The sequence below is a fragment of the Bradyrhizobium genosp. P genome (genome assembly GCF_049949265.1).
Lineage (GTDB): Bacteria > Pseudomonadota > Alphaproteobacteria > Rhizobiales > Xanthobacteraceae > Bradyrhizobium.
The window spans coordinates 2,320,847-2,339,404 of the sequence record NZ_CP188195.1 but is presented as its reverse complement, the minus strand read 5'-3'; the positions used below and the strand labels follow the sequence as shown (position 1 = coordinate 2,339,404).

Below are 18,558 nucleotides of genomic sequence, written 5' to 3'. Positions count from 1 at the left end.
TTGGGCAATGCACAATATGCCGTCCTTCAACATTGCCGAAAATTCCCGAATCTTGGCTGCGCCGACCGAAGCAGAAAGGCGAAGGCGGCCCACCGGGCCGCCTTCGTGCACCTGTTGGTGAAATCGCCTCAGTCGATTTCTTCGATTACCCGGCGCTCGCCCCGGTCGTCGCCAAACAACTTCCGCCCGCCGTGCCGTTTAGGAGGGCGGCAAGGCCAACAGCCCGCCAAGGACCGTCGGTGAACTAAGGACGGCAAATTTCTCGCGCGGGGAGAGGAATGCGGCCGCTTCGTCGAAGGTTTCAGCGTCTTCGATTTTGGCGCGCGCAATCGCGAGATTAGGATCGACCTCCCCACGATTCCGCGGTTTTGGACCGGATAGATTATTGAGATGCGCCGCGCACAGGTCGGCATCGCGGTGGAGTTCGAGAAGCGGGCAGCAAACCGTCCGGTGCAAGGTGTTGGCTAGCTCGTTAGCCCTCAGCAAGACCTGCGGCGGGGAGGTCTCCTCCGGTGTCTTGAACAGGCTGGAAATCGACGTGGCGCTTGCTGAGGAAGACAACATGGCAAGAGGAATGGCAAGCAGGAGGCCGAGAATAACCGGCATCATCCATAGCAGCAGCGCCAATGACACCGCGTAGGCGCCAATGGCCATGGCGACCCCAAAAAGCGTCGGAACCGAGCATTTCCGAAGCGTGTCCTCATATGACACCGCGCCGTCGTCACGGCGTTGAACCTGCCACCCCGCATCATGTCCTAACAGTATCCCTGCGACCGCAGACGATTGAAAGATCATCATCACCGGCGCCGTCAGGCCTGAAAGGAATGTCTCGGCAAGGATACCGGAAAAGGCACGAAAGCTGCCACCGAACTTTTTTCGTTCGTCCTTGTGAGTGAGCATGACGATGTAGGCGAGCATCTTGGGAAGGATCAGCATGCCAATCGTGGCAACGAATACCCATGCCGCCAGGATTGGATCCTGCGCGGGCCAGGTCGGAAATAGCGAAAACCCCTTTGGAAAATACTCGGGCCTGACAAACTGCGCTTGCAATGATACCATCATTCCGAATAACAGAAAAATGAACCAGAGTGGTGCCGTCAGGTAGGATCCAATTCCGGTCAGGAGATGGAGCCGCGAGACCCAATGGAGGCCGCGCGCCGGAAGCAGTGCCAGATGCTGCAGATTGCCTTGACACCATCGCCTGTCGCGCGCGGCGAAATCCAGCAGCGATGGGGGGCTTTCTTCGTAACTGCCGCCGAGCGTTGTCGTCATGTGGATGGCCCAACCGCCACGTCGCATGAACGCAGCCTCGATGAAATCATGGCTAAGGATGTGCCCGCCGAACGGCTTGCGGCCCTTCAGTTCGGGAAGGGCGGCGTCTCGGGCAAAAGCGCGAACCCGGATGATTGCGTTGTGCCCCCAGTAATTGCCTTCGGATCCATGCCACCATGCAATACCGGCGGCAATCAACGGACCATACAGTCGCCCGGCAAATTGCTGCCACCGTGCAAACAGGGTTCGGGCGTTGACCACGATCGGCAGCGTTTGGATCAAGGCTACGTTTCGATGTTCGTCCATCGCCGCGGCCAGCCGCACGATGGTGTCGCCGGTCATCAGGCTGTCTGCATCCAGGATAAGCATGCATTCATAGCTGGAACCAAACCGCTTGACCCAATCCTCGATATTGCCGGATTTGCGCGCGATGTTTTCCGGGCGGTGACGGTAGAAAACTCTCGCCGTTGGCCCAGCTTCGGCCCGGAGTTGAAGAAAACACTTTTCTTCGGCGATCCAGATTGCGGGATCGGTCGTGTCGCTCAAAATAAACCAGTCGAACTTGGAGGCGCATCCGGTTTCCTCGACTGATTCATAGACCGCACGCAACCGGGCCAGGACCCTATAGGGGTCCTCGTTGTAGGTGGGCAACAACATCGCGGTCCGGCTTTCGATCGTCGGTAGAGGCGCGCGGGGATCGATGCCGAGTTCGTCCTTCCGTCGCAACAGCAGCACGAAGAAACCGGCAATGGCCGACATGAAGGAAAGCGCAATCCATGCGAACAATAGGACGAACAGAGCGAGGATGATCGCCTCCAGGATCGTCACGCCGCCCACTTGGAGCACTTCGTACATCTCGTAGCAGCCCACCAGGGTCAGGAAGACGGTGCCCGCAAGGAGGTATGCACGTCGCGGCCATGCCGCGACGAACTCTGCAGCCTGAGCTTCCGGCCGAAACGGCGGCAACGGCTGCACCGCCATTTCCAATGGCGCTTCCCGGGGAAGGAATTGGTTCAGCGGAGGATCGCTGCGCTGAAGCGGTCCGTGGACTTTCCCTAGGGTGTCCATCGATATACCCAAACCTCCGATACCGCCTCATTCTCCTGCATGAGCGATGCGCGTATCTCGACGGGATTCTTCTCCTTCAAGAGTTCGAAACTCAAGCGCCAGCCGCCGGAGGCCGGATTCGGCTGGGTGACGGTATTCTGGATCTTGGCTTTCTCTGCGGTCACAACGCCTCGCAGAGTCTTTGGGTCAACGGATTTCAACCTGTCGCCGATCAGGTCCAGCACGAACAGCGTCGCGTTATCGCCTCTCGCGCCGATGGCGGTCCGGGAAAATCGCGCAAGCGCGGTCGGTTTCGGAGTGTCCGGCCCCCAGTGCAGCCGGTAGGTATAGGTGTGCTCGCCCTTTGCCTGCAGCGCTGACGTGGGCTGCCAGAAGCTCGCAATGTTGTCGTGTACTTCTTCCTTGGTCGGAATTTCGATTAGCTTGACCGAACCCTCACCCCAGTCTCCGATTGGCTCGGCCCATAAACTTGGCCGGCGTTCGAAATTGGATTCGAGGTCCTGATAGGCAGAAAAATCCTTCTGACGCTGCATTAACCCGAAACCGCGTGGGTTGAGATCAGCGAATGAACTGATCTGAAGATCTCGTGGATTGTGAAGGGGCCGCCAGAGTTCCTCGCCGCGGCCGTTGAACACGGCCAGCCCGTCGGAATCATGTACCGATGGTCGGAAGTCATCGACGTCCTTGCGGTCGTTCGGTCCGAAAAAGAACATGCTTGTCATCGGCATGAGGCCGGCGTGCTCCAGATCTACTCTGGGATAGATCGCCATTTCCACGTCAAAGACGGTCGTATCGCCCGGACGGATAGTAAAGCGATAGGCCGCCGCCGCGCTCTCGCTGTCGAGCAAGGCGTGCACGACAATGGATTTGGCGTTGGCTGCGGGCTTTTCGATCCAGAATGCCTTGAACGACGGGAATTCTTCGCCCTTGGCCTCGCCGGTGTTGATCGCAAGCCCGCGCGCCGAGAGACCATACAATTGGCCCTTAGCGACAGCCCGGAAGTAGCTCGCGCCGAGAAAGACGCAAACCTCGTCATAATAGTCGGGTTTGTTGACCGGTGCATGGAGCCGAAAGCCGGCAAAGCCGAGATCGACACCTGCGCCTGGAGGCGCCAAGTCCCCGAATGAAAAAAGGTCGGGTTGATAGGCGATTTTCGCCGCTTGGCCGTTCTTCACCTCATAGATGTCGACTCGATTGGTATAGAAAAATCCGCGATGAAAGAATTGCGCCTCGAAAGCTAGCTGTTCGCCGCGCCAGAGCGCGCGTTCCGGCAAAAACCGAATCGCCCGGTAACGATCGTAGTCGAGGTCCTTCATATTATCCGGCAGTTTATTATCTGGGGCCTTGAACGATTTGCCGGCCAGGTCACGCGCCATTTGCCGCACAACGGATCGGTCAAACGGCACCGGCTGCGCGCGGGCGGCCGTCAGGAGTCTTGGTGCCGCGATTGATACGAGCGGCAAGGCGGAAGCTGCGAGGAAGTGTCTGCGGTTCACAAAATGGCCTGCAGTTAATGACGGGGACCATGAGCAACGCAACGCAGCATCATGGGTTCCTCCTTGCGGAACCTGATTGTCAATTTACCTATTCGATCAGGATTTAGTTTGCCCCCGAATGGCTTAATCGGGTGAGCACTGTCGCTTTTCCGCGGCGATAATTGATCGAGAGACGCAATTTATAAGCCATCCGACCGATTGCAGCAGTTGTACCAAAAGCGGTCGTTGCGAATGCAGGTCGACTTCAGCCTTGCCTGCTTACCACCGGATGGCGTTCGCGGCGAGTGGTCCAGACTGGAAAGGGCTTCCAGGACTTCGTCGATCGACACGCCGGAACCAAACGAAGGCTAACGCCTTGTTCCGTGTGATTTGAAGACGTGTTCGCTCCAACCGTGATTGAACGTGCGCTTAGCATTTTCGGAAGCTTCAAGGATCGCGCGCAAGTTGACCTCGTGCAGGCTCGCAAGGCGATCACACCCCGTGTCTTCGATCCAATCTCCTCTGGGCAGACAGATGAGAAGCAGCTGGTGGCAAATGAAGAGGCCGCCAACTGAGGCGGCCTTGGAATGATCCAAGCATCGCCTTCCCCGCGCCCATCAGCGTAGGGACAGGGTGCCCTCAGCCGGTGCTGCGCTGGTCGACCGGATCACCGCCAAGCACGGATGCTGCGGAGGGTCTGCGCCATAGCGAGCGACGACGTGAACCCAGACGGTTGGCGTGAAGCATCCAGCCCGACAATGGCATTCCGTCGCGATGACGCCCACCAGCAGCCGCACCACCCCAGGCCGCAACCGCGCCCAGCAGCAAAGCTGCCGCGATCGAGAAGGCCAAAATGATGCCACTTGCCCTTGCGCGCGATATGGCCTTGCGAGAATCCCCGATCACCGTATCCACGCGCTTGTCGGCATCTGCAGGACTGAGACCCGTCGTCGCTGTCACCAATTGGCCGAGATAAGCTCGATCCTCGGTCGTTACCCCTTCATGGGAAGACGATGTCAGAAGGATGCGTCCGGCTTCGGCACGCTGCGGTGCAAGATCGACATTGGCTGGGCGGCGCGTTGACCGGAAAAGAATGTCGATTTCATAGCTTAGCGCTGATGGCTCTGTGGCAGAAGGTGGCGCCGTCAAAGCCGAAGGACGGTTTGCCGCAATTGTGATGACAGCAGCAAGGAACACGCCAAGAACGACGGCAAGCGCCCAAGCGGCAATGCCATGTAACCCATCATATCGCTCGACTTCCTCGTGATCGTATTCGGCTACGGGGATGCTGGTGCGACCGGTGAGATAGCCGCCGCAACCAAAGCTGATTAAGGCCTGAAGAATAAGGAACAGACCAGAAAGAACCCACAGCGCCACCGAGGCGTCTCGCCAGGTAGGAGCCGTCGAGCTCACGCCAAGTCCCAGCGATGCGCCAAAGGTTACCATTATTGACGAGGCCGCGGTCGAGGCGAACGCGCCCACGATGATGGGCGACCACTGGAAACGCCAGATACCTCCACGCTGCGGCATCGGAGCCGATTCGACACGAGCGGGTTCCAAAGTAGCATCCATGCTCATAGCGGCCTCAACGAAGGCCGAAGAGCGACAGAACAAACATGATGATGACTATGAGGCCAACAAGATAAATAATGCCGTCCATGATCCGCTCCTCCGACCTTTCGACGCCGGTTTAAAGGTGCGGAGACCGGAAGGTTCCTAGTTCGTCACCCCTCATTTAAAAAAGCGGCGCAGCGGCAGCAATGGTTGCTGTCCGCTACGCCTTCTCAAACGCGAAGTTGCGAGAGACCTACCAGATCTGACGCTGCGCTTTATCCTTAGCATAGCCATAGCGTTGTTGCAGTCGACCTTCGGATTCTTGTTGTTTTCCGAGTTCTTGTTGTTTTCCGTTAATGACGTCGAGATCGTCATCAGTCAGCTTGCCCCACCGCTGCTTGACCTTGCCCTTAACTTGCTTCCAGTTTTCTTCCACGCGGTTCCAATCCATGTCGTCCTCCTGTGTTGTTTTGGAAGGAACGACCCGCGCGTTACGCCGTTCCGCGACAACTGCGGCCGCCGAGAAGGCCAGTTGCGCGCTGTGGTTAGCTACTGTTTCTGCATTTTTCGAATTCAGCACAGCCTTAAGTTCAATGCTTGAATTTGGCCTAATTGGGCCGTGCGACTATGCAGCTTCCGCGTTGACCTCCGTGTCGGCGATCTTTGACAGGGCATCATCTGTCTTCTTTTCCTCCGCAAGCGTCTGATCGAGTAGCTTCACGGCGTCCTTCATCCCAAGTTTGGTGGCCCACGTCTTTAATGTGCCGTACCGGGAAATCTCGTAGTGCTCGACCGCCTGCGCCGCGGCCAGGAGGCCTGCGTCTAGAGCGGGCTCTCCTTTATACTCCTCCATGATCTCCTTACCTTCATCAAGGATGCCTTCGATCGCATCGCACTTCTTGCCGCGCGCCGGTTTGCCAAGGAGTTCGAAGACCTGTTCGAGGCGCTCGACTTGGCCTTCGGTCTCGTCATGGTGTTTTTCGAATGCCCCGCGAAGCTGCTCCGATGCTGCGGCCTTGGCCATCTTCGGCAGCGCTTTCAAAATCTGCTTTTCCGCATAGTAGATATCCTTGAGCGTATCGAGAAACAGGGCGTTCAGATCCTTTTCAGGCATTTCATCCTCCCGGGTTTGAAGTGTTTGCCTGCAACCGTTCACGCTGCCCGTGGTTCCTAGTGTCCCGCCGTCCCAGCCGCATACCTGCCGCCGTTGGCAGCATCTCGTTTCTCGCACCGATTCCGTGGCTTAATCGTTCAGCATTAGGATGGAAGTCGCCGACGCTTGCAGATTCCGATGATCTCGCCCGGGTGTACCGATTTGATCTCGCCCAGGATTCCGAGATGATCTCGCCCACTATTCCAATTTGATGTCGCCCGGGGCGCGAGGCGTTCTGGCTGTCTGGTTTCTGGCATCGGCGAAGCCGCGAGGTCAACCTTGAATCACGGCTTGAAGTCTTCGTTGTCTGTTGCTGCATCTGCTGTGGGCATGTGGGCAACGCACTTCGCGTTGTCCAAGCGCAGCGGCATGTCCACAGCGCCACGGGTTCAGGCCTTCCGGCCGGGTTTGCGGGTTCGCCGCATGCTCTCGCCGTTGAGGTCGATGCGGTGGGCGTTGTGGACCAGGCGGTCGAGGACGGCGTCGGCGTAAGTGGGGTCGCCGATCAGCGCGTGCCATTGATCCACCGGGAGCTGGCTGGTGACGATGGTGGAGCGGCGACCGTAGCGGTCCTCGAGGATCTCCAGGAGGTCGTGGCGGGCCGTGGCATCGAGCGGTTCGAGGCCCCAGTCGTCGAGGATGAGCAGATCGACGCGGCCAAGCGCCCGCAGCAGACGGGAGTGGCGGCCGTCGCCGCGCGCCAAAGCGAGATCGGTGAACAGCCGGGGTGCGCGCTGATAGAGCACAGAGCGATTGTCGCGGCAGGCCTTGTTGCCGAGCGCCGAGGCGAGCCAGCTCTTGCCGACGCCGGAGGGCCCGCAGATCAAAAGGTTGACGTGGTCGTCGATCCATCCGCCTTCGACCAGCATCGTCAAGAGACTGCGGTCGAGGCCGCGCGGGGTGCGATAGTCGATGTCCTCGATGCAGGCCTGCTGGCGCAGCTTGGCGTATTGCAGCCGCTTCGACAGTCGCTTGTCGCGCCGCAATGACGCTTCGCGTTCGAGCAGGAGGGCAAGCCATTCGGCGTGGCCGAGGCTTGCGGCCTCGCCGCCGGCTTCGATGTCGGCAAAGGCCTTGGCCATGCCGTGAAGGCCGAGCGTGTGGAGTTGATCGAGAGTCGGATGATTGAGCAAGACGTGATCTCCTAGTTGTAGTAGCGCGGCCCGCGGATGTTGGGATGAAGGATCGGCGCGTCGTCCGCGGAGCGCTTGGGTGAAGGACGCCGATCGAGATTGTTGGCGAGGATCGACTTGACCGAGCCGTAGGTGCGTGCGCCGATGTCGATCGCCCGCGCGGCGGCGGCATCGAGCCGCTCGTGCCCGTAGGATCGGGCAAGCCGGATGATGCCGAGACAGGCGCGGAAACCCTGTTCCGGATGCGCGCGCTCGTCGAGGATCAGGTCGCAGAGCGCGGCGGTGGCCGGCCCGATCGAGGCTGCGTCCTTGCGGATACGCTCGATGGTCCAGCCGGCGTAGCGCCGATGACTGGAGGCCATGTGCTCCGGCACGGTCGTATGCTTGTGGTTGCCGCTCATGCGCTGATGCGCGGCGATCCGCTCGCCCTTGTGGAAAATCTCGACGGTGCGGGCGGTGAAGCGAACCTCGACCTCGACGCGGACGAAGCGATGCGGAACGCTGTAGTAATGCGCCTCGACCTCGACGTGATAATCGATGCTGACCCGGCAGATCCGCCACTCGGCGAACACGTAAGGGCTCTGCGGCAAGGCCTTTAGCGCGGGCCGGTCGATCTCCTCCAACAGCTTGCGGCGGGTGATGCCGAGCCGTCGGATCGGCCGCTCCTCGTTGAGCCGTATGAGCAGTTCGGCGATCGCCGCGTTGACCTCGGCGAGGCTGTGGAAGATGCGGTGGCGCAGCCGCCCAAGCAGCCAGCGCTCGACCATGAGGACCGCCTGCTCGACCTTCGCCTTGTCCCTCGGCCGTCGCGGTCTGGCCGGCAGAATGGCGATGCCGTAATGCGCCGCCATGTCGGCGTAGCTGCGGTTGATCTGCGGATCGTAGAGGCAGGCCTTGATCACTGCGGTTTTGGTGTTGTCCGGCACCAGCAGCGCCGGCACGCCACCGATCGCCTCGAAGGCGCCGACGTGGCCGCCGATCCAGTCGGCGAGCCCCTGCGTCCAGGTCGCCTGCGCGTAGGTGAAGCTCGATGCGCCGAGCACCGCGACGAAAATTTGCGCGGTGCGCCGCTCGCCGGTCAGCCGGTCGATCACGACCGGCACGCCGTCGCCGGCATAGTCGACGAACAGCTTGTCGCCGGCTGCATGCGACTGGCGCATCGTGACCGACAGCCGGCCTTCCCAGGTGCGGTAGAGTTCGCAGAAACGCGAATAGCGATACCCGCCGGGTTCGCCCGCGATGTACTCCTCCCACAGGATCGACAGCGTCACGTGCTTGCGCCGCAGCTCGCGGTGCACCGCCGCCCAGTCCGGCTCGGATTGCCGGCGATGGCCCCGCCGGGTGCCAGAACCGGCGCCGCCCCCCGCGAACAGCCGGGCCTCCAGGACAGGATCCGTCAGGTCATCGCTCAACGGCCAGGTCAAGCCCGCCGCCTCGAACCGGCGGATCGTCAAACGCACCGTCGACGGCGCCGTTCCCAACCGCCGCGCAATCTCACGGGTCGGCATCCCGGCCGACTTCAATCTGATCACATCGCGCACATGGCGCATCGCAAACCTCTCCGTCGGCATCCAGGTCCCCTTCGCAAAGCCGAAAGGCGGGACCGTAGCGGAGCCAGAAGAGGCCTCGTCACCCCCGGGCGACATCATCCCGGAATGGTGGGCGAGATCATCTCGGAATGGCGGGCGAGATCAAATCGGAACGGTGGGCGACATCATTCCGGAATGGTGGGCGACATCGAGCGGAATCAGCACCGACGCTGACTTCGCGAGTCATGGCTCGCAAATGAACTTCTCGGACCGGCCGCAATTCTCGCAGCGGAAGTTGATGAAGTCGGGCTTACCTTCGCGAGCCTCGTAGTTGGCGAAAAGCATCAGCCTGCTGCAGCCGAGACACGCAGGATCTTCGCCCGTGTCGATCGGATAAAACAGAAACTCCTGGTCAGAGGACATCAGGCGATCCAACGCTACCGCCAAGCAAGCGGCGCCGGACGACCGTCAGATAGCCCGGAGCCACTCGAGCCGACCTGGTGCTGAGGAGTCAGTCGGCACGCGGAATCGATTCTTGGGAGGTCCATTAGTTCCTAAACGAAGAGTTGCACCGGAAGGCAGCAGGATGATCCGGGCTTGGGCGTTGGCGGATTTGGTCGGTTCGATCTGTCTCAACCTTACCCGCTCACCCTTCAAGGACCAGAGAGACCAGCGTGCCAGGATCGACCGGTGCTCCAACTGGCAGATGCAGCGCGCTCGAAGGCCGCCAACCTCAAGCCCGGAGCCGAACGCGAACGCCACCAACTGAGGCGGCCCTTAGCCGTCGTCGATCTCGGGGTGAAGTTCCAGCTTCCGCGACTCGAGTTCATCGATCAGCTCTTGGAGTTGCATCAGAAACTGGCTGTCGGTAACTGATTTTTGCAGCCGGAAACAGCGCTCAAGCTTCCGATCCATTCCGATGCATTCTTCGCACATGGCGCTTTCCCCTAGCATGAGCCCAACTCACGCAGGTTATTTTTTGTTCTTTAAGTCCCAGCAAAACGCGGCGTAAGCAATTAAGGACACCCACAAATCGAATTAGGACACGAGGTGTCAAACGCGGACAGCACCGTCGAGTCTGGTCTCAACGACGAGGTAGCAAGGTACGTGTGGCCGGACTACGCGTCACGATGAAATTTGATCCAATGCCGGATTTCGGGTTTGTCCGAAAAAGCGAGGTGAAAGTTCCCTCAGGATCGGTGCCGCTCTAGTTCGCTCGTCTTTTTGAGCGCATAGCAGTAACCGTACAGTCGGTAAGCGAGGCAAGAAGTAGTCTTTGGCTTCCACGAGAGATGGTGGAATCACGCGCCGGGGAAGAGCGGCCAGCCCCAGCCCGCTTTCCAGCGCAGCGATTTTCGTATGATAGTCAGGGCTGTTAAAGACGATACTGTACCCCAGACCGGCTTCGGTCAGCGCGCGGATCATCAAAGTATCCCCCGGCCAGGTAACCAGTGGAAGGGGCGCTCCAGGCCGCAGAACAAAGTCTTTTGACCGAACCCAGACAAAGGGCTCCTCGCACTGATTGATTACAAGATCGGCGAGTATCGCGCTCTCGGACCTTTCCAGCAAGAACGCAATATCAATGTATCCGTCAAGCAAGCTCCGCGCGATGCCAATCGAGTTTTCTGTATGGATGACGATCCCCGAGAGGCTCCGTGGGTTCTGACTCCTCAAAAACTCTCTCACGAACAGTGAACTGACGCCGAGCCGAAGCGGCGGCGGCCCGTCCGCAATTCCACCCAATCGAAGCATTTGATCGTTTGCTTCTATGATTTTTCGTGCCTCGTTAAGAGCCAGCTTGCCCAAAGCCGTGACTGATGTTCCATTTGGAGTACGCGTGAAAAGGTCTCCGCCAAGCAGCCCTTGAATGCGCTTTATTTGCGAGCTTATCGCCGGTTGGCTGAGGCCTAATCGTGCACCTGCCTTTGTAAAGCTCCCTGTTTCAGCAACTGCGATCACGGTCCGAACAACTTCTATCGGAATGTTGCAGTACGATGTGTGTGCGGGCATCGTAGATCTCATTCGTGAGAGGTTCGAAGCATATTACGCCCAGTAGTTGCAATTTTGATCCGAATGTAAAGTGAGACTTTTGTCGCTTTGGCATTGCATGTTGTCATGCGCGGTCCGCACCGACAGCGTCCGCATCGAAGGCACACCGGTCAAGCGCCTGAAGTCCGGCGATGAACAGTTGGATACCGCATTCATAAGACTCTTCGTAAGAAGCGGGATCGAAGAAGGAGTTCATCACTTCATGGATTACGAAACCGCGCACGATACTCCTCAAGATGCGGATCGCCTGCACTGCGGCATCCTTTTGCAGCCCGCATTCTGCGAACAAGCTCATCATGAACTCGCGAATCTGGGCCTCGGCCGCGCGCCATTCAGGCGTGTCCGTCGTCGGCGTGCGAAATGTAGCCACGGACAGGGCTGGCCGTTCGAGCGCGTAGTCCCGCATTGCTCGCGCGACGCACCTGAGGGCGTCGCTGCCGCACTTCCCGTCTCGGGCTGCCTGCATGCGCTGCAATAGCTCCCGATAGCCCTTTACTGCCAGAAAGCGTCTCATCTCTTCGACTGTGAAGCGCGTCTCCCCTGTATAGGCATCGACATCAGCCGCCAAATCGTCAGCAAGCCGCTTCAACCAAGAACTTGATGACAGGCGTGCGGGACTATGATCTTGATAGGCCATCGATGTGCGCCAAGAGACTAGGTCGACGTATTCGACGCCAATTTCGTCACCCTACGCCCAAACTCGTTTGCATTGACGAACAACCGGCTTCGGTGACGAACCAAGCAGCAGGAGAAACTCCGTAAATGATCCCGCCATCGGGCTGACCTTACGTCGCGCGCCATCAGCCCAAACTGTCAGCATGGTGCATTCGGTGCACACGGTGCCATCGATCGATGCGCATTTGGCCACCAGCGGGGGACCGAACGTTACGCTCTTCAGTTTCTTTTGAGGTCGCACAAGCGATACCGGGGCTTCCGCGTCGCCACCTCTCAGGTCCCTGGTCAAGACGAACCGGGCTCGTTTGCTGGCAGGTCGTTCGGAAACGGCGTCGATTCCGGGACTCGTCGGAGGCGTTCTGCCAGGTTGGTTGGTTAAGGATCGCAATCTCGCATTAGACCGCGCCTAGTCCGCAGATGCGCGGACGCGGTTGGTCTGTGTAGCGTCAGTCCTCCCAACCGACGTCCGATTTGTCATATAACATTGACGAAGAGGTAGATCGGCCGTGTAGGAAATATGGCTCGGCCACTCAACGCAAAGGAACTTTAAGTGGAGACCGTCTTTACGACTTCTCTCTTGCACCCGCGCGAGCGGTTTGACTTTTGGCACAGCGTTGCCTGCGAACAGTTGGTTAGTCACTCCTCCGAGCCGGAGACACGTCTGGAATTTGAGGCCGAGATCAAAGCAGGATCGCTTGGAAACTTAGGTCTTGTTCTTTTTCGCAATTCGCCGATGAACGTGTCGCACACGGCAGTGCATGTGTCGCGCACCGGCTCGGACGAGCTGTTTGTTTGTCGGCAGATATCTGGCTCGGTCATTCTTGAGCAGAATGATCGAGAGGTGATCCTGACGACAGGGCATTTGACGCTGTTGGATCCCCTGCTGCCATACGGCGCCAAGTTCCTGCGAAACTCCCAGATGCTGGTGTTAAAGATCCCGCGAACCAGTTTGGAAGCTCGTGTGGGAAGTGCTCGGAACGTTGCCGCACGTCTGATTACGACTGATCGGGCGGAAGATGAATTAACATCAACATTCTCGGCAATGATGCCCGGCCTTGTGGGGAAGATGAGCGCCGCAAGCGACGAGATAGTCGCCAATCACATTCTCGATTTGGTGGCAATATCGCTCGCGAATACGATGGACAACAGAGCACGCGTTTCGTCTGCTAAAGCGATAATGCTTACGAATATAGGAACCGCTATCAAATCGAGAATAGCTGATCCCGATCTGGACGCACAAACCGTCGCGGATGTGGTGGGCATCAGCGTTCGATATGCCAACGTCCTGCTCGCCGAACAAGGTACGTCAATCGGCCGCCTGATATTGGCCAAAAGACTTGCCCGATGCCGACAATCGCTTCAAGATCCGGCTCAGGCGCATCGAACAGTGAGTGAGATCGCGTATGGTTGGGGGTTTTCCGATATGACCCACTTTGGACGCCGCTTCAGGGATGCCTATGGTGTCCTACCCAATGAATTTCGTAGACTCGCCAAGCTCGCAAAATAGACGCTTGTGCGGCAGTCAAAGGGATTAGCTGTGCAACGCTATCTGCTTGATAGGTTCAAATCAGGGATAGGATTTGAACCTATAACTTTCAAGTTATGAGCCCGACGATTGCCGAAAGGGTTATTCAACACGCTGGCCCGCGCGCCAGCCCATCTCCCAGAAGTCTGCCTCGAGTCGGGTGGCTTCCTTGAAGATCGCAATCAGCTCTGCCTCGCGGGCCGGCGTGGCGTAGAGATCGGCGAGATGCTCCATGTGCGCCCGCGCTTTTGCCGCGACCTCCTGGTACGGCACGCCGGCGTACTCGGCGATCCAAACGCGATAGGGGTTCGTCGCAGCGTCCGCATCGGGTCGCGAGGCGAGCCGCGTTGCGATCTCTGCGTACCCGATGACGCAGGGGGCAAGCGCCACCTTGAGTGCCAGCAAATCGCCGCGCATTCCTGCGTCGAGCACGTAGCGTGTATAGGCCAGCATCTCGACCGCCGGAGGGGTTTGTTCAAGGTCGCTAGGGGATAGACCCCAACTGGCACAGAGCTTCATATGCAGGTTCATCTCGACATCAAGGATGGCCGAAAGGCCTGCCGCTGCTTCACGCATGTCGGCAAGTTTGGGCGACTTGTAGATCGAGAGCGCGTAAGCGCGAGCAAACTCGATGAGGAACAGGTAGTCCTGAACGAGGTAGTGGCGAAACGCCGCTTCTGGGAGCGAGCCGTCTGCCAATCCGTTGGTGAAGGGATGCTCGGTGTAGGCCCGCCACTCAGCTGATGCTTCTGTCTTTAGACGCTCGAAGAAACTCACGATCTTTCTCGCCTAGCTTGCTTTTCCATGAACGTCTTTGGCTCGCTACCGACAGCGCATTGCGAACCGGGTCGACGCTGATCTTGACTGGCCGTCGCGATCAGCGTACTCGTCCGAAGACGGCCGTCTTGCGAGTTTATCCGGTCTGTAGCTGACTGTCGGTATGGATATCCTTACTGATAGTCGCCAAGTGCGTCGCCTTGAAATTGTGGAGACTGGTCGGCGTCGGCGCTGGTCGGCTGCCGAGAAGCTGCGGATTGTCGAGGAAAGTTTTTCGGGTCCGCGGCTGGTGTCGGCGACGGCACGGCATCATGGGCTTTCGAAACAGCTTCTGTTTTCGTGGCGCAAGGCCTATCGCGACGGCCAGCTTGGTGGCGGCTGTCAGGTAGGTGGATTTGTCCCGGCCCGGGTTGTGTCGGAAGTCCAGTCCACGACGGAGCGTGCGGCACCGGCGGCGACTGGCACTCTGGAAGTCGTGACCGCGAATGGCCGCCGCGTGATCGTGGATCGCAACGTCGATGTCGCGGTTTTGCTACGGATCATGCGAGGGCTGGAGACACTACGGTGATCCCGATACCGACAGGCGTGCGAGTATGGCTGGCGACGGGCCATACCGACATGCGGTGTGGCTTTCCGAGCCTGGCTCTGCGCGTGCAGGAAGTGCTCAAGCGCGACGCCATGGGCGGCGGTCTTTTCTGCTTCAGGGGCAAACGCGGCGATCTTTTGAAGGTCATTTGGCACGATGGCCAGGGAGCATGCCTGTTTACCAACTAATTGGCTTCATACTACAGCCCTTTCTTTGGGATCGGTGCATTTTGATGAGTTGAGCTGACGAATGATCTCAGCGCGGTGGGCAAGCTGATTCCATCGGCTGCATTGCTTGGCCGGAACGTGCGGTCCTGGCGGTTCATAGAGGCCGATATAGCCATTGTAGGCATGTCTTTTCACGATGCCGTATTTCGCCCATCTGACCAGGGTACTTTCGGTGATGCCGAGTTTGGCGCAGGCCTCCGCTTTTGTCAGCATCCCCCGTTCGCGCAGCCGATCATAGCGAGAGCGCAGACCATATTGTTTAACAAGATAGATGACCCGCAAATCAGTGAACTTCGCGTCGGCTTTAGCACGGCGTGCTGAGCCGCCGGGGCGGATCCCTCGGTCATTCAGGATGTCAGCGATTTCGGCGCAGATATGATCGTCGAGAAGCTTGTCGACCAGTTCGACCACCTCGGACCGGGTCTTTACCTGTTGTGCGGAGGATTTTGGGTTCTGAGTGGTCAATGTTTCGGTCTTTCCGCCTTTGAAGCGGATGTGGATCCGGGTCTCTCCCTCGGCCGGGAACTTGAGCAAGGTGACGTCTTCGACGAGATAGGCAAGGAGCCGCTTGCGTTCGCGGTTCGGCAAGGTCCGATCACACCAGACTGTTTTGAAGTCGGCCGTCATGGCGATCAATCGATCCCGGATCGCATCGTCGAGCGTCACCCGATCTTCGCACAGAGCACGTTCTCTTTCTTCTCGCACATCAGCCAGCACGCGCAGTTTTTCGTTCCATTCGCGTTCAAGAGTGTCCGCAACCAGGCGGTTGTTCGGATCAACCAGCATGAACCGCCGCTGTGCAAGATCGGCATCGATCTGGGCGCGTTCGACGGCACGGAGCCGGAGTCTGTCCGCTTCGTCATGACGCGCTTCGATCTCTTTTCGGATCTCCAATGCTAACTCCACGGCGGCAGGCGTCATTTCGGCGGCGATCAATTCGCCGACCGCTTCGTCGACAGGCCAGCCTGCGATCGACTGACAGTGGGGTTCGCCGCGAGAGGCGTAAGCGCGGTGACAGACATACCAGGTGTCCACCTGGCCGCGTCGGGCCGCGTAACGGGCGCTCATATGACTGCCGCAACGCCCGCATATGACACGCCCTTGTAGTAAAGCCGCGCCTTCGCGCGGTGGCGAAGCGCGAACGGCTTGATAACCTTGGCCATTGGCCTCGAGTACCTTGAGGTTGTGCTGGAACTGCTCCCAGCTGATATAGCCGGGATGGGCGTCCGGAATGCAGGCGAGCCATTCCTTGGGGTCCCGTTTGCGGAGCTGCTTCTTTCCATCGACGGTCCGGCGGTAAAGGCGCTGGCCATAGGCATAGACACCCGCGTAACGAGGATTGTGCAGCATGCGCATGGCGGTCGATGTGGTCAGCTGTTGGAAGACCACTTGTTTGCCGTTGCGCAGACGTGAGGGGAAGAGCAGACCTTCCCTGGTGAACGTCTTGACGGTCTGCGTAGCCGACCCGACCCGCGAGAACGTCTCGAAGAAGTGGGAGATCATCTCCCGGATCTGAGCGTCCGGATCGAGAACGACATCGCCAATCTCATCATAGATAAAGCCGGTCGGCAGAGGGCAACGATATTCACCACGACGCACCTTGTTGAGGATGCCGCCGCGTAATCGGGCCTTGATAACATGCAGTTCAGCTTCGCTCATCGTGCCCTTGAGCCCGAGCAACAGGCGGTCATTGAAGTTGGCCGGGTCGTACACGCCGTCTTCATCGAGGATAAGCGTGTCAGCCAAGGCGCATATCTCTAGCAGTCGGTGCCAGTCTGCATTGTTTCTGGCGAGGCGGGATACCTCCAGCCCCATGACGATCCCCGCGCGCCCCATGCCGACATCGGACACCAAGTGCTGGAAGCCTTCGCGCCATGACGCAGATGCGCCGGATACGCCCTGGTCGCTGTCGATGACGATGATCTGGTCGTCGCGCCATCCAAGTCCGATCGCGCGACCGCGAAGATCGTATTGACGCTTGGTGCTTTCGACGTTCTCCATGACCTGTCGCATCGACGACTGCCGGATGTAGAGATAGGCGCTCCGCTCGAGATGATGCGATTGGACCTTGAGCTTTTCGTTCATGCTGTTTTCCGTTCAGGGGTTGCCATCACGATGGCGGCGAGCAAGTGGATGATTGTGTGTCGCTCGGAAGTTTCGTCCGCGATGGGCAGGCCAGCCCTCAGCGGCACGGCAATGGGTTGGCGCCGGCAAGGCTCACGCAAAATCGCACGCGTCCACGCCCACATGCCGCGGTGTAGAAGGATGGTAAGGCCGCTGCGCGCCTCCGGCGGCAAAACGGCGCCGAGCGCGGCTGCGCGCAGTATTTCGTATTGTTCGGTGGCGTTGGACGACATCGTGCAATGCGGTCCCGGGCCACGATTGGTCACGCTGTTTTTTTTACGCCGAGCGCACGTTCGATTGTTCTGGGATGGATATCGAGGCCGAACTCGGTCCGAAGCTGGTTTGCCAGTGCGCGCGCCCGAATGGGTTCGCCGGGCTCCACCTGTGCCTTGAGGAAGGCCAGTACGTCGCCTTGGATCTTGTGTGGCCCGCGCGGTCCGCGTTTCCTGGGCACCAGACCGGCCAGACCCGCGTCCTCGAAGTCCGCTTTGGCCTGGTAGAAAGTTGGCCGAGAGACGCCATATTCGTCGGACACCTCCGTTACCGACATTTTGTCGACCGATACGCGCCGCAGCATTTCGTACTTCACTTGCACGATGTCTCGCGGGTCGAAGAAGTCGTTCTCCTGGAATTTCGGGTCGCCGACTTTCTCCGGAGCCGGATTGAGCACCCCATCCGCGGCCAGAGCGCTGACCTTCGATCGCTTGTGTTTGACGCCGTCCGACACCTGCGTCGCTCTCCAAGGTCGACTCAATAAACGTAACTATTAATATGCCGCACAAGACTAAATGGTCAAGCACCACGCTGCCGCCTAATGGTGTATTTGAGATCTACAAATAGGCAACATTTAGCGAAGCGTCCATGGGCTTTGCGGCGTTATTTCGCTTACATTTCCGGCAAAATTTACTTTACAGCCTTTCGGCGTCATGCACCTGCCTTGCAACATGAGGCGCTCTACAAGGCCGCTGAGAGCCAGTAGATCGGCGAGACTGCACAGTGCGCGCCCATCTCCCACCACCCCCTCGAGATTGGGGCCTGCTGCATCGGTCCATTGCGGCGGAACAGAGCAAATTCGGCCATCGTCAAAGCGCAGCAGCAACAGCTTGCCCGCTCGGTTGCCACGCCTCCCGACGCAGGCACCTCTCTGGCCGGAATACGGATGAAAGGGATGGCTCACCGTCACAAGCTGCAACGGGACTGATGAACCGCTTGCATTTCCAACTGAGTTACAAAAGACTCGAGAGAGGAAGGTTCATCTGGCCATCGGTTGCCGGTGAATCGGTAACGATCTCTCCGGCGCAGTTGAGCTATCTGTTGTCCGGAATCGATTGGCGCAATCCTCAAGAAACCCAACGTCCGACGCGGGTCGGATAGCCGCTTTTACGGTTTGCATCTGCTGCTTGATCTGATT

At 58.9% G+C, this 18,558-nt stretch carries 21 protein-coding genes; 5 read left to right on the top strand and 16 right to left on the bottom strand.

Annotation, left to right across the window (positions count from 1 at the left end):
- Positions 1–198: 198 nt before the first annotated feature.
- Both mdoH and ACP2YO_RS11450 read right to left on the bottom strand, forming a co-directional pair.
- The gene (mdoH, locus tag ACP2YO_RS11455; protein WP_426440970.1) at positions 199–2,340 is read right to left on the bottom strand and encodes a glucans biosynthesis glucosyltransferase MdoH; all 2,142 of its coding nucleotides are present in this window, start codon (positions 2,338–2,340) and stop codon (positions 199–201) included.
- Entirely contained in the window at positions 2,328–3,836 is a 1,509-nt protein-coding gene (locus tag ACP2YO_RS11450) for a glucan biosynthesis protein G (RefSeq protein ID WP_426440969.1), read from the bottom strand. The genes mdoH and ACP2YO_RS11450 overlap by 13 nt, the downstream gene beginning before the upstream one ends.
- A 377-nt stretch (positions 3,837–4,213) precedes the next feature.
- Here ACP2YO_RS11450 and ACP2YO_RS11445 point away from each other — a divergent pair, with 377 nt between their 5' ends.
- On the top strand, positions 4,214–4,390 hold the full coding sequence (locus tag ACP2YO_RS11445; protein WP_426440968.1) for a hypothetical protein: 177 nt from the start codon (positions 4,214–4,216) through the stop codon (positions 4,388–4,390).
- Positions 4,391–4,454: 64 nt separating this feature from the next.
- On the opposite strand, the gene ACP2YO_RS11440 is transcribed toward ACP2YO_RS11445, so the two are convergent.
- The 9 genes from ACP2YO_RS11440 to ACP2YO_RS11400 form a co-directional block, all read right to left on the bottom strand.
- Positions 4,455–5,393, bottom strand: coding sequence for a hypothetical protein (locus ACP2YO_RS11440; protein WP_426440967.1), 939 nt, complete (start codon positions 5,391–5,393; stop codon positions 4,455–4,457).
- A gap of 229 nt (positions 5,394–5,622) precedes the next feature.
- Positions 5,623–5,820, bottom strand: coding sequence for a CsbD family protein (locus ACP2YO_RS11435; RefSeq protein ID WP_426443135.1), 198 nt, complete (start codon positions 5,818–5,820; stop codon positions 5,623–5,625).
- Between the two features lie 174 nt (positions 5,821–5,994).
- Entirely contained in the window at positions 5,995–6,483 is a 489-nt protein-coding gene (locus ACP2YO_RS11430; protein WP_426440966.1) for a ferritin-like domain-containing protein, read from the bottom strand.
- Positions 6,484–6,911: 428 nt separating this feature from the next.
- A complete protein-coding gene (gene istB / locus ACP2YO_RS11425; RefSeq protein WP_426433809.1) occupies positions 6,912–7,655 on the bottom strand; it encodes an IS21-like element helper ATPase IstB in 744 nt (247 codons plus the stop codon).
- A gap of 11 nt (positions 7,656–7,666) precedes the next feature.
- Entirely contained in the window at positions 7,667–9,205 is a 1,539-nt protein-coding gene (gene istA / locus ACP2YO_RS11420) for an IS21 family transposase (protein WP_426443134.1), read from the bottom strand.
- A gap of 222 nt (positions 9,206–9,427) precedes the next feature.
- Positions 9,428–9,607 (bottom strand): hypothetical protein, encoded by a 180-nt coding sequence (locus ACP2YO_RS11415; RefSeq protein WP_426440965.1) that lies wholly within the window; start codon positions 9,605–9,607, stop codon positions 9,428–9,430.
- Positions 9,608–9,961: 354 nt separating this feature from the next.
- Positions 9,962–10,099 (bottom strand): hypothetical protein, encoded by a 138-nt coding sequence (locus ACP2YO_RS11410; protein WP_426440964.1) that lies wholly within the window; start codon positions 10,097–10,099, stop codon positions 9,962–9,964.
- A 210-nt stretch (positions 10,100–10,309) separates the two neighbouring features.
- Positions 10,310–11,194: a LysR family transcriptional regulator gene (locus tag ACP2YO_RS11405; protein ID WP_426440963.1), complete on the bottom strand. Its 885-nt coding sequence runs from the start codon at positions 11,192–11,194 to the stop codon at positions 10,310–10,312.
- 103 nt (positions 11,195–11,297) lie between these two features.
- Entirely contained in the window at positions 11,298–11,870 is a 573-nt protein-coding gene (locus ACP2YO_RS11400) for a TetR-like C-terminal domain-containing protein (RefSeq protein WP_426440962.1), read from the bottom strand.
- A 588-nt stretch (positions 11,871–12,458) separates the two neighbouring features.
- Here ACP2YO_RS11400 and ACP2YO_RS11395 point away from each other — a divergent pair.
- Positions 12,459–13,415, top strand: a complete 957-nt coding sequence (locus ACP2YO_RS11395) for a helix-turn-helix domain-containing protein (protein ID WP_426440961.1) — start codon at positions 12,459–12,461, stop codon at positions 13,413–13,415.
- A 120-nt stretch (positions 13,416–13,535) separates the two neighbouring features.
- On the opposite strand, the gene tenA is transcribed toward ACP2YO_RS11395, so the two are convergent.
- Positions 13,536–14,210: a thiaminase II gene (tenA, locus tag ACP2YO_RS11390; protein WP_426440960.1), complete on the bottom strand. Its 675-nt coding sequence runs from the start codon at positions 14,208–14,210 to the stop codon at positions 13,536–13,538.
- A 163-nt stretch (positions 14,211–14,373) separates the two neighbouring features.
- Here tenA and tnpA point away from each other — a divergent pair, with 163 nt between their 5' ends.
- Positions 14,374–14,778, top strand: a complete 405-nt coding sequence (tnpA, locus tag ACP2YO_RS11385; RefSeq protein ID WP_426437458.1) for an IS66-like element accessory protein TnpA — start codon at positions 14,374–14,376, stop codon at positions 14,776–14,778.
- Positions 14,775–14,984 (top strand): IS66 family insertion sequence element accessory protein TnpB, encoded by a 210-nt coding sequence (tnpB, locus tag ACP2YO_RS11380; protein WP_426437457.1) that lies wholly within the window; start codon positions 14,775–14,777, stop codon positions 14,982–14,984. The genes tnpA and tnpB (ACP2YO_RS11380) overlap by 4 nt, the downstream gene beginning before the upstream one ends.
- A 6-nt stretch (positions 14,985–14,990) precedes the next feature.
- Here tnpB (ACP2YO_RS11380) and ACP2YO_RS11375 read toward each other — a convergent pair whose 3' ends face one another.
- From ACP2YO_RS11375 to ACP2YO_RS11360, 4 genes are all read right to left on the bottom strand, one after another.
- On the bottom strand, positions 14,991–17,108 hold the full coding sequence (locus tag ACP2YO_RS11375) for a recombinase family protein (protein WP_426440433.1): 2,118 nt from the start codon (positions 17,106–17,108) through the stop codon (positions 14,991–14,993).
- Complete coding sequence (locus ACP2YO_RS11370; protein ID WP_038388924.1) at positions 17,105–17,380, bottom strand: hypothetical protein; 276 nt, start codon at positions 17,378–17,380, stop codon at positions 17,105–17,107. The genes ACP2YO_RS11375 and ACP2YO_RS11370 overlap by 4 nt, the downstream gene beginning before the upstream one ends.
- Positions 17,381–17,409: 29 nt before the next feature.
- On the bottom strand, positions 17,410–17,874 hold the full coding sequence (locus ACP2YO_RS11365; RefSeq protein WP_426437455.1) for a helix-turn-helix domain-containing protein: 465 nt from the start codon (positions 17,872–17,874) through the stop codon (positions 17,410–17,412).
- Positions 17,875–17,994: 120 nt separating this feature from the next.
- Positions 17,995–18,324 (bottom strand): DUF5372 family protein, encoded by a 330-nt coding sequence (locus ACP2YO_RS11360; RefSeq protein ID WP_426443101.1) that lies wholly within the window; start codon positions 18,322–18,324, stop codon positions 17,995–17,997.
- A 23-nt stretch (positions 18,325–18,347) separates the two neighbouring features.
- Here ACP2YO_RS11360 and tnpB (ACP2YO_RS11355) point away from each other — a divergent pair, with 23 nt between their 5' ends.
- Positions 18,348–18,521, top strand: coding sequence for an IS66 family insertion sequence element accessory protein TnpB (tnpB, locus tag ACP2YO_RS11355; protein WP_426437454.1), 174 nt, complete (start codon positions 18,348–18,350; stop codon positions 18,519–18,521).
- The last annotated feature ends 37 nt before the right edge of the window (positions 18,522–18,558 follow it).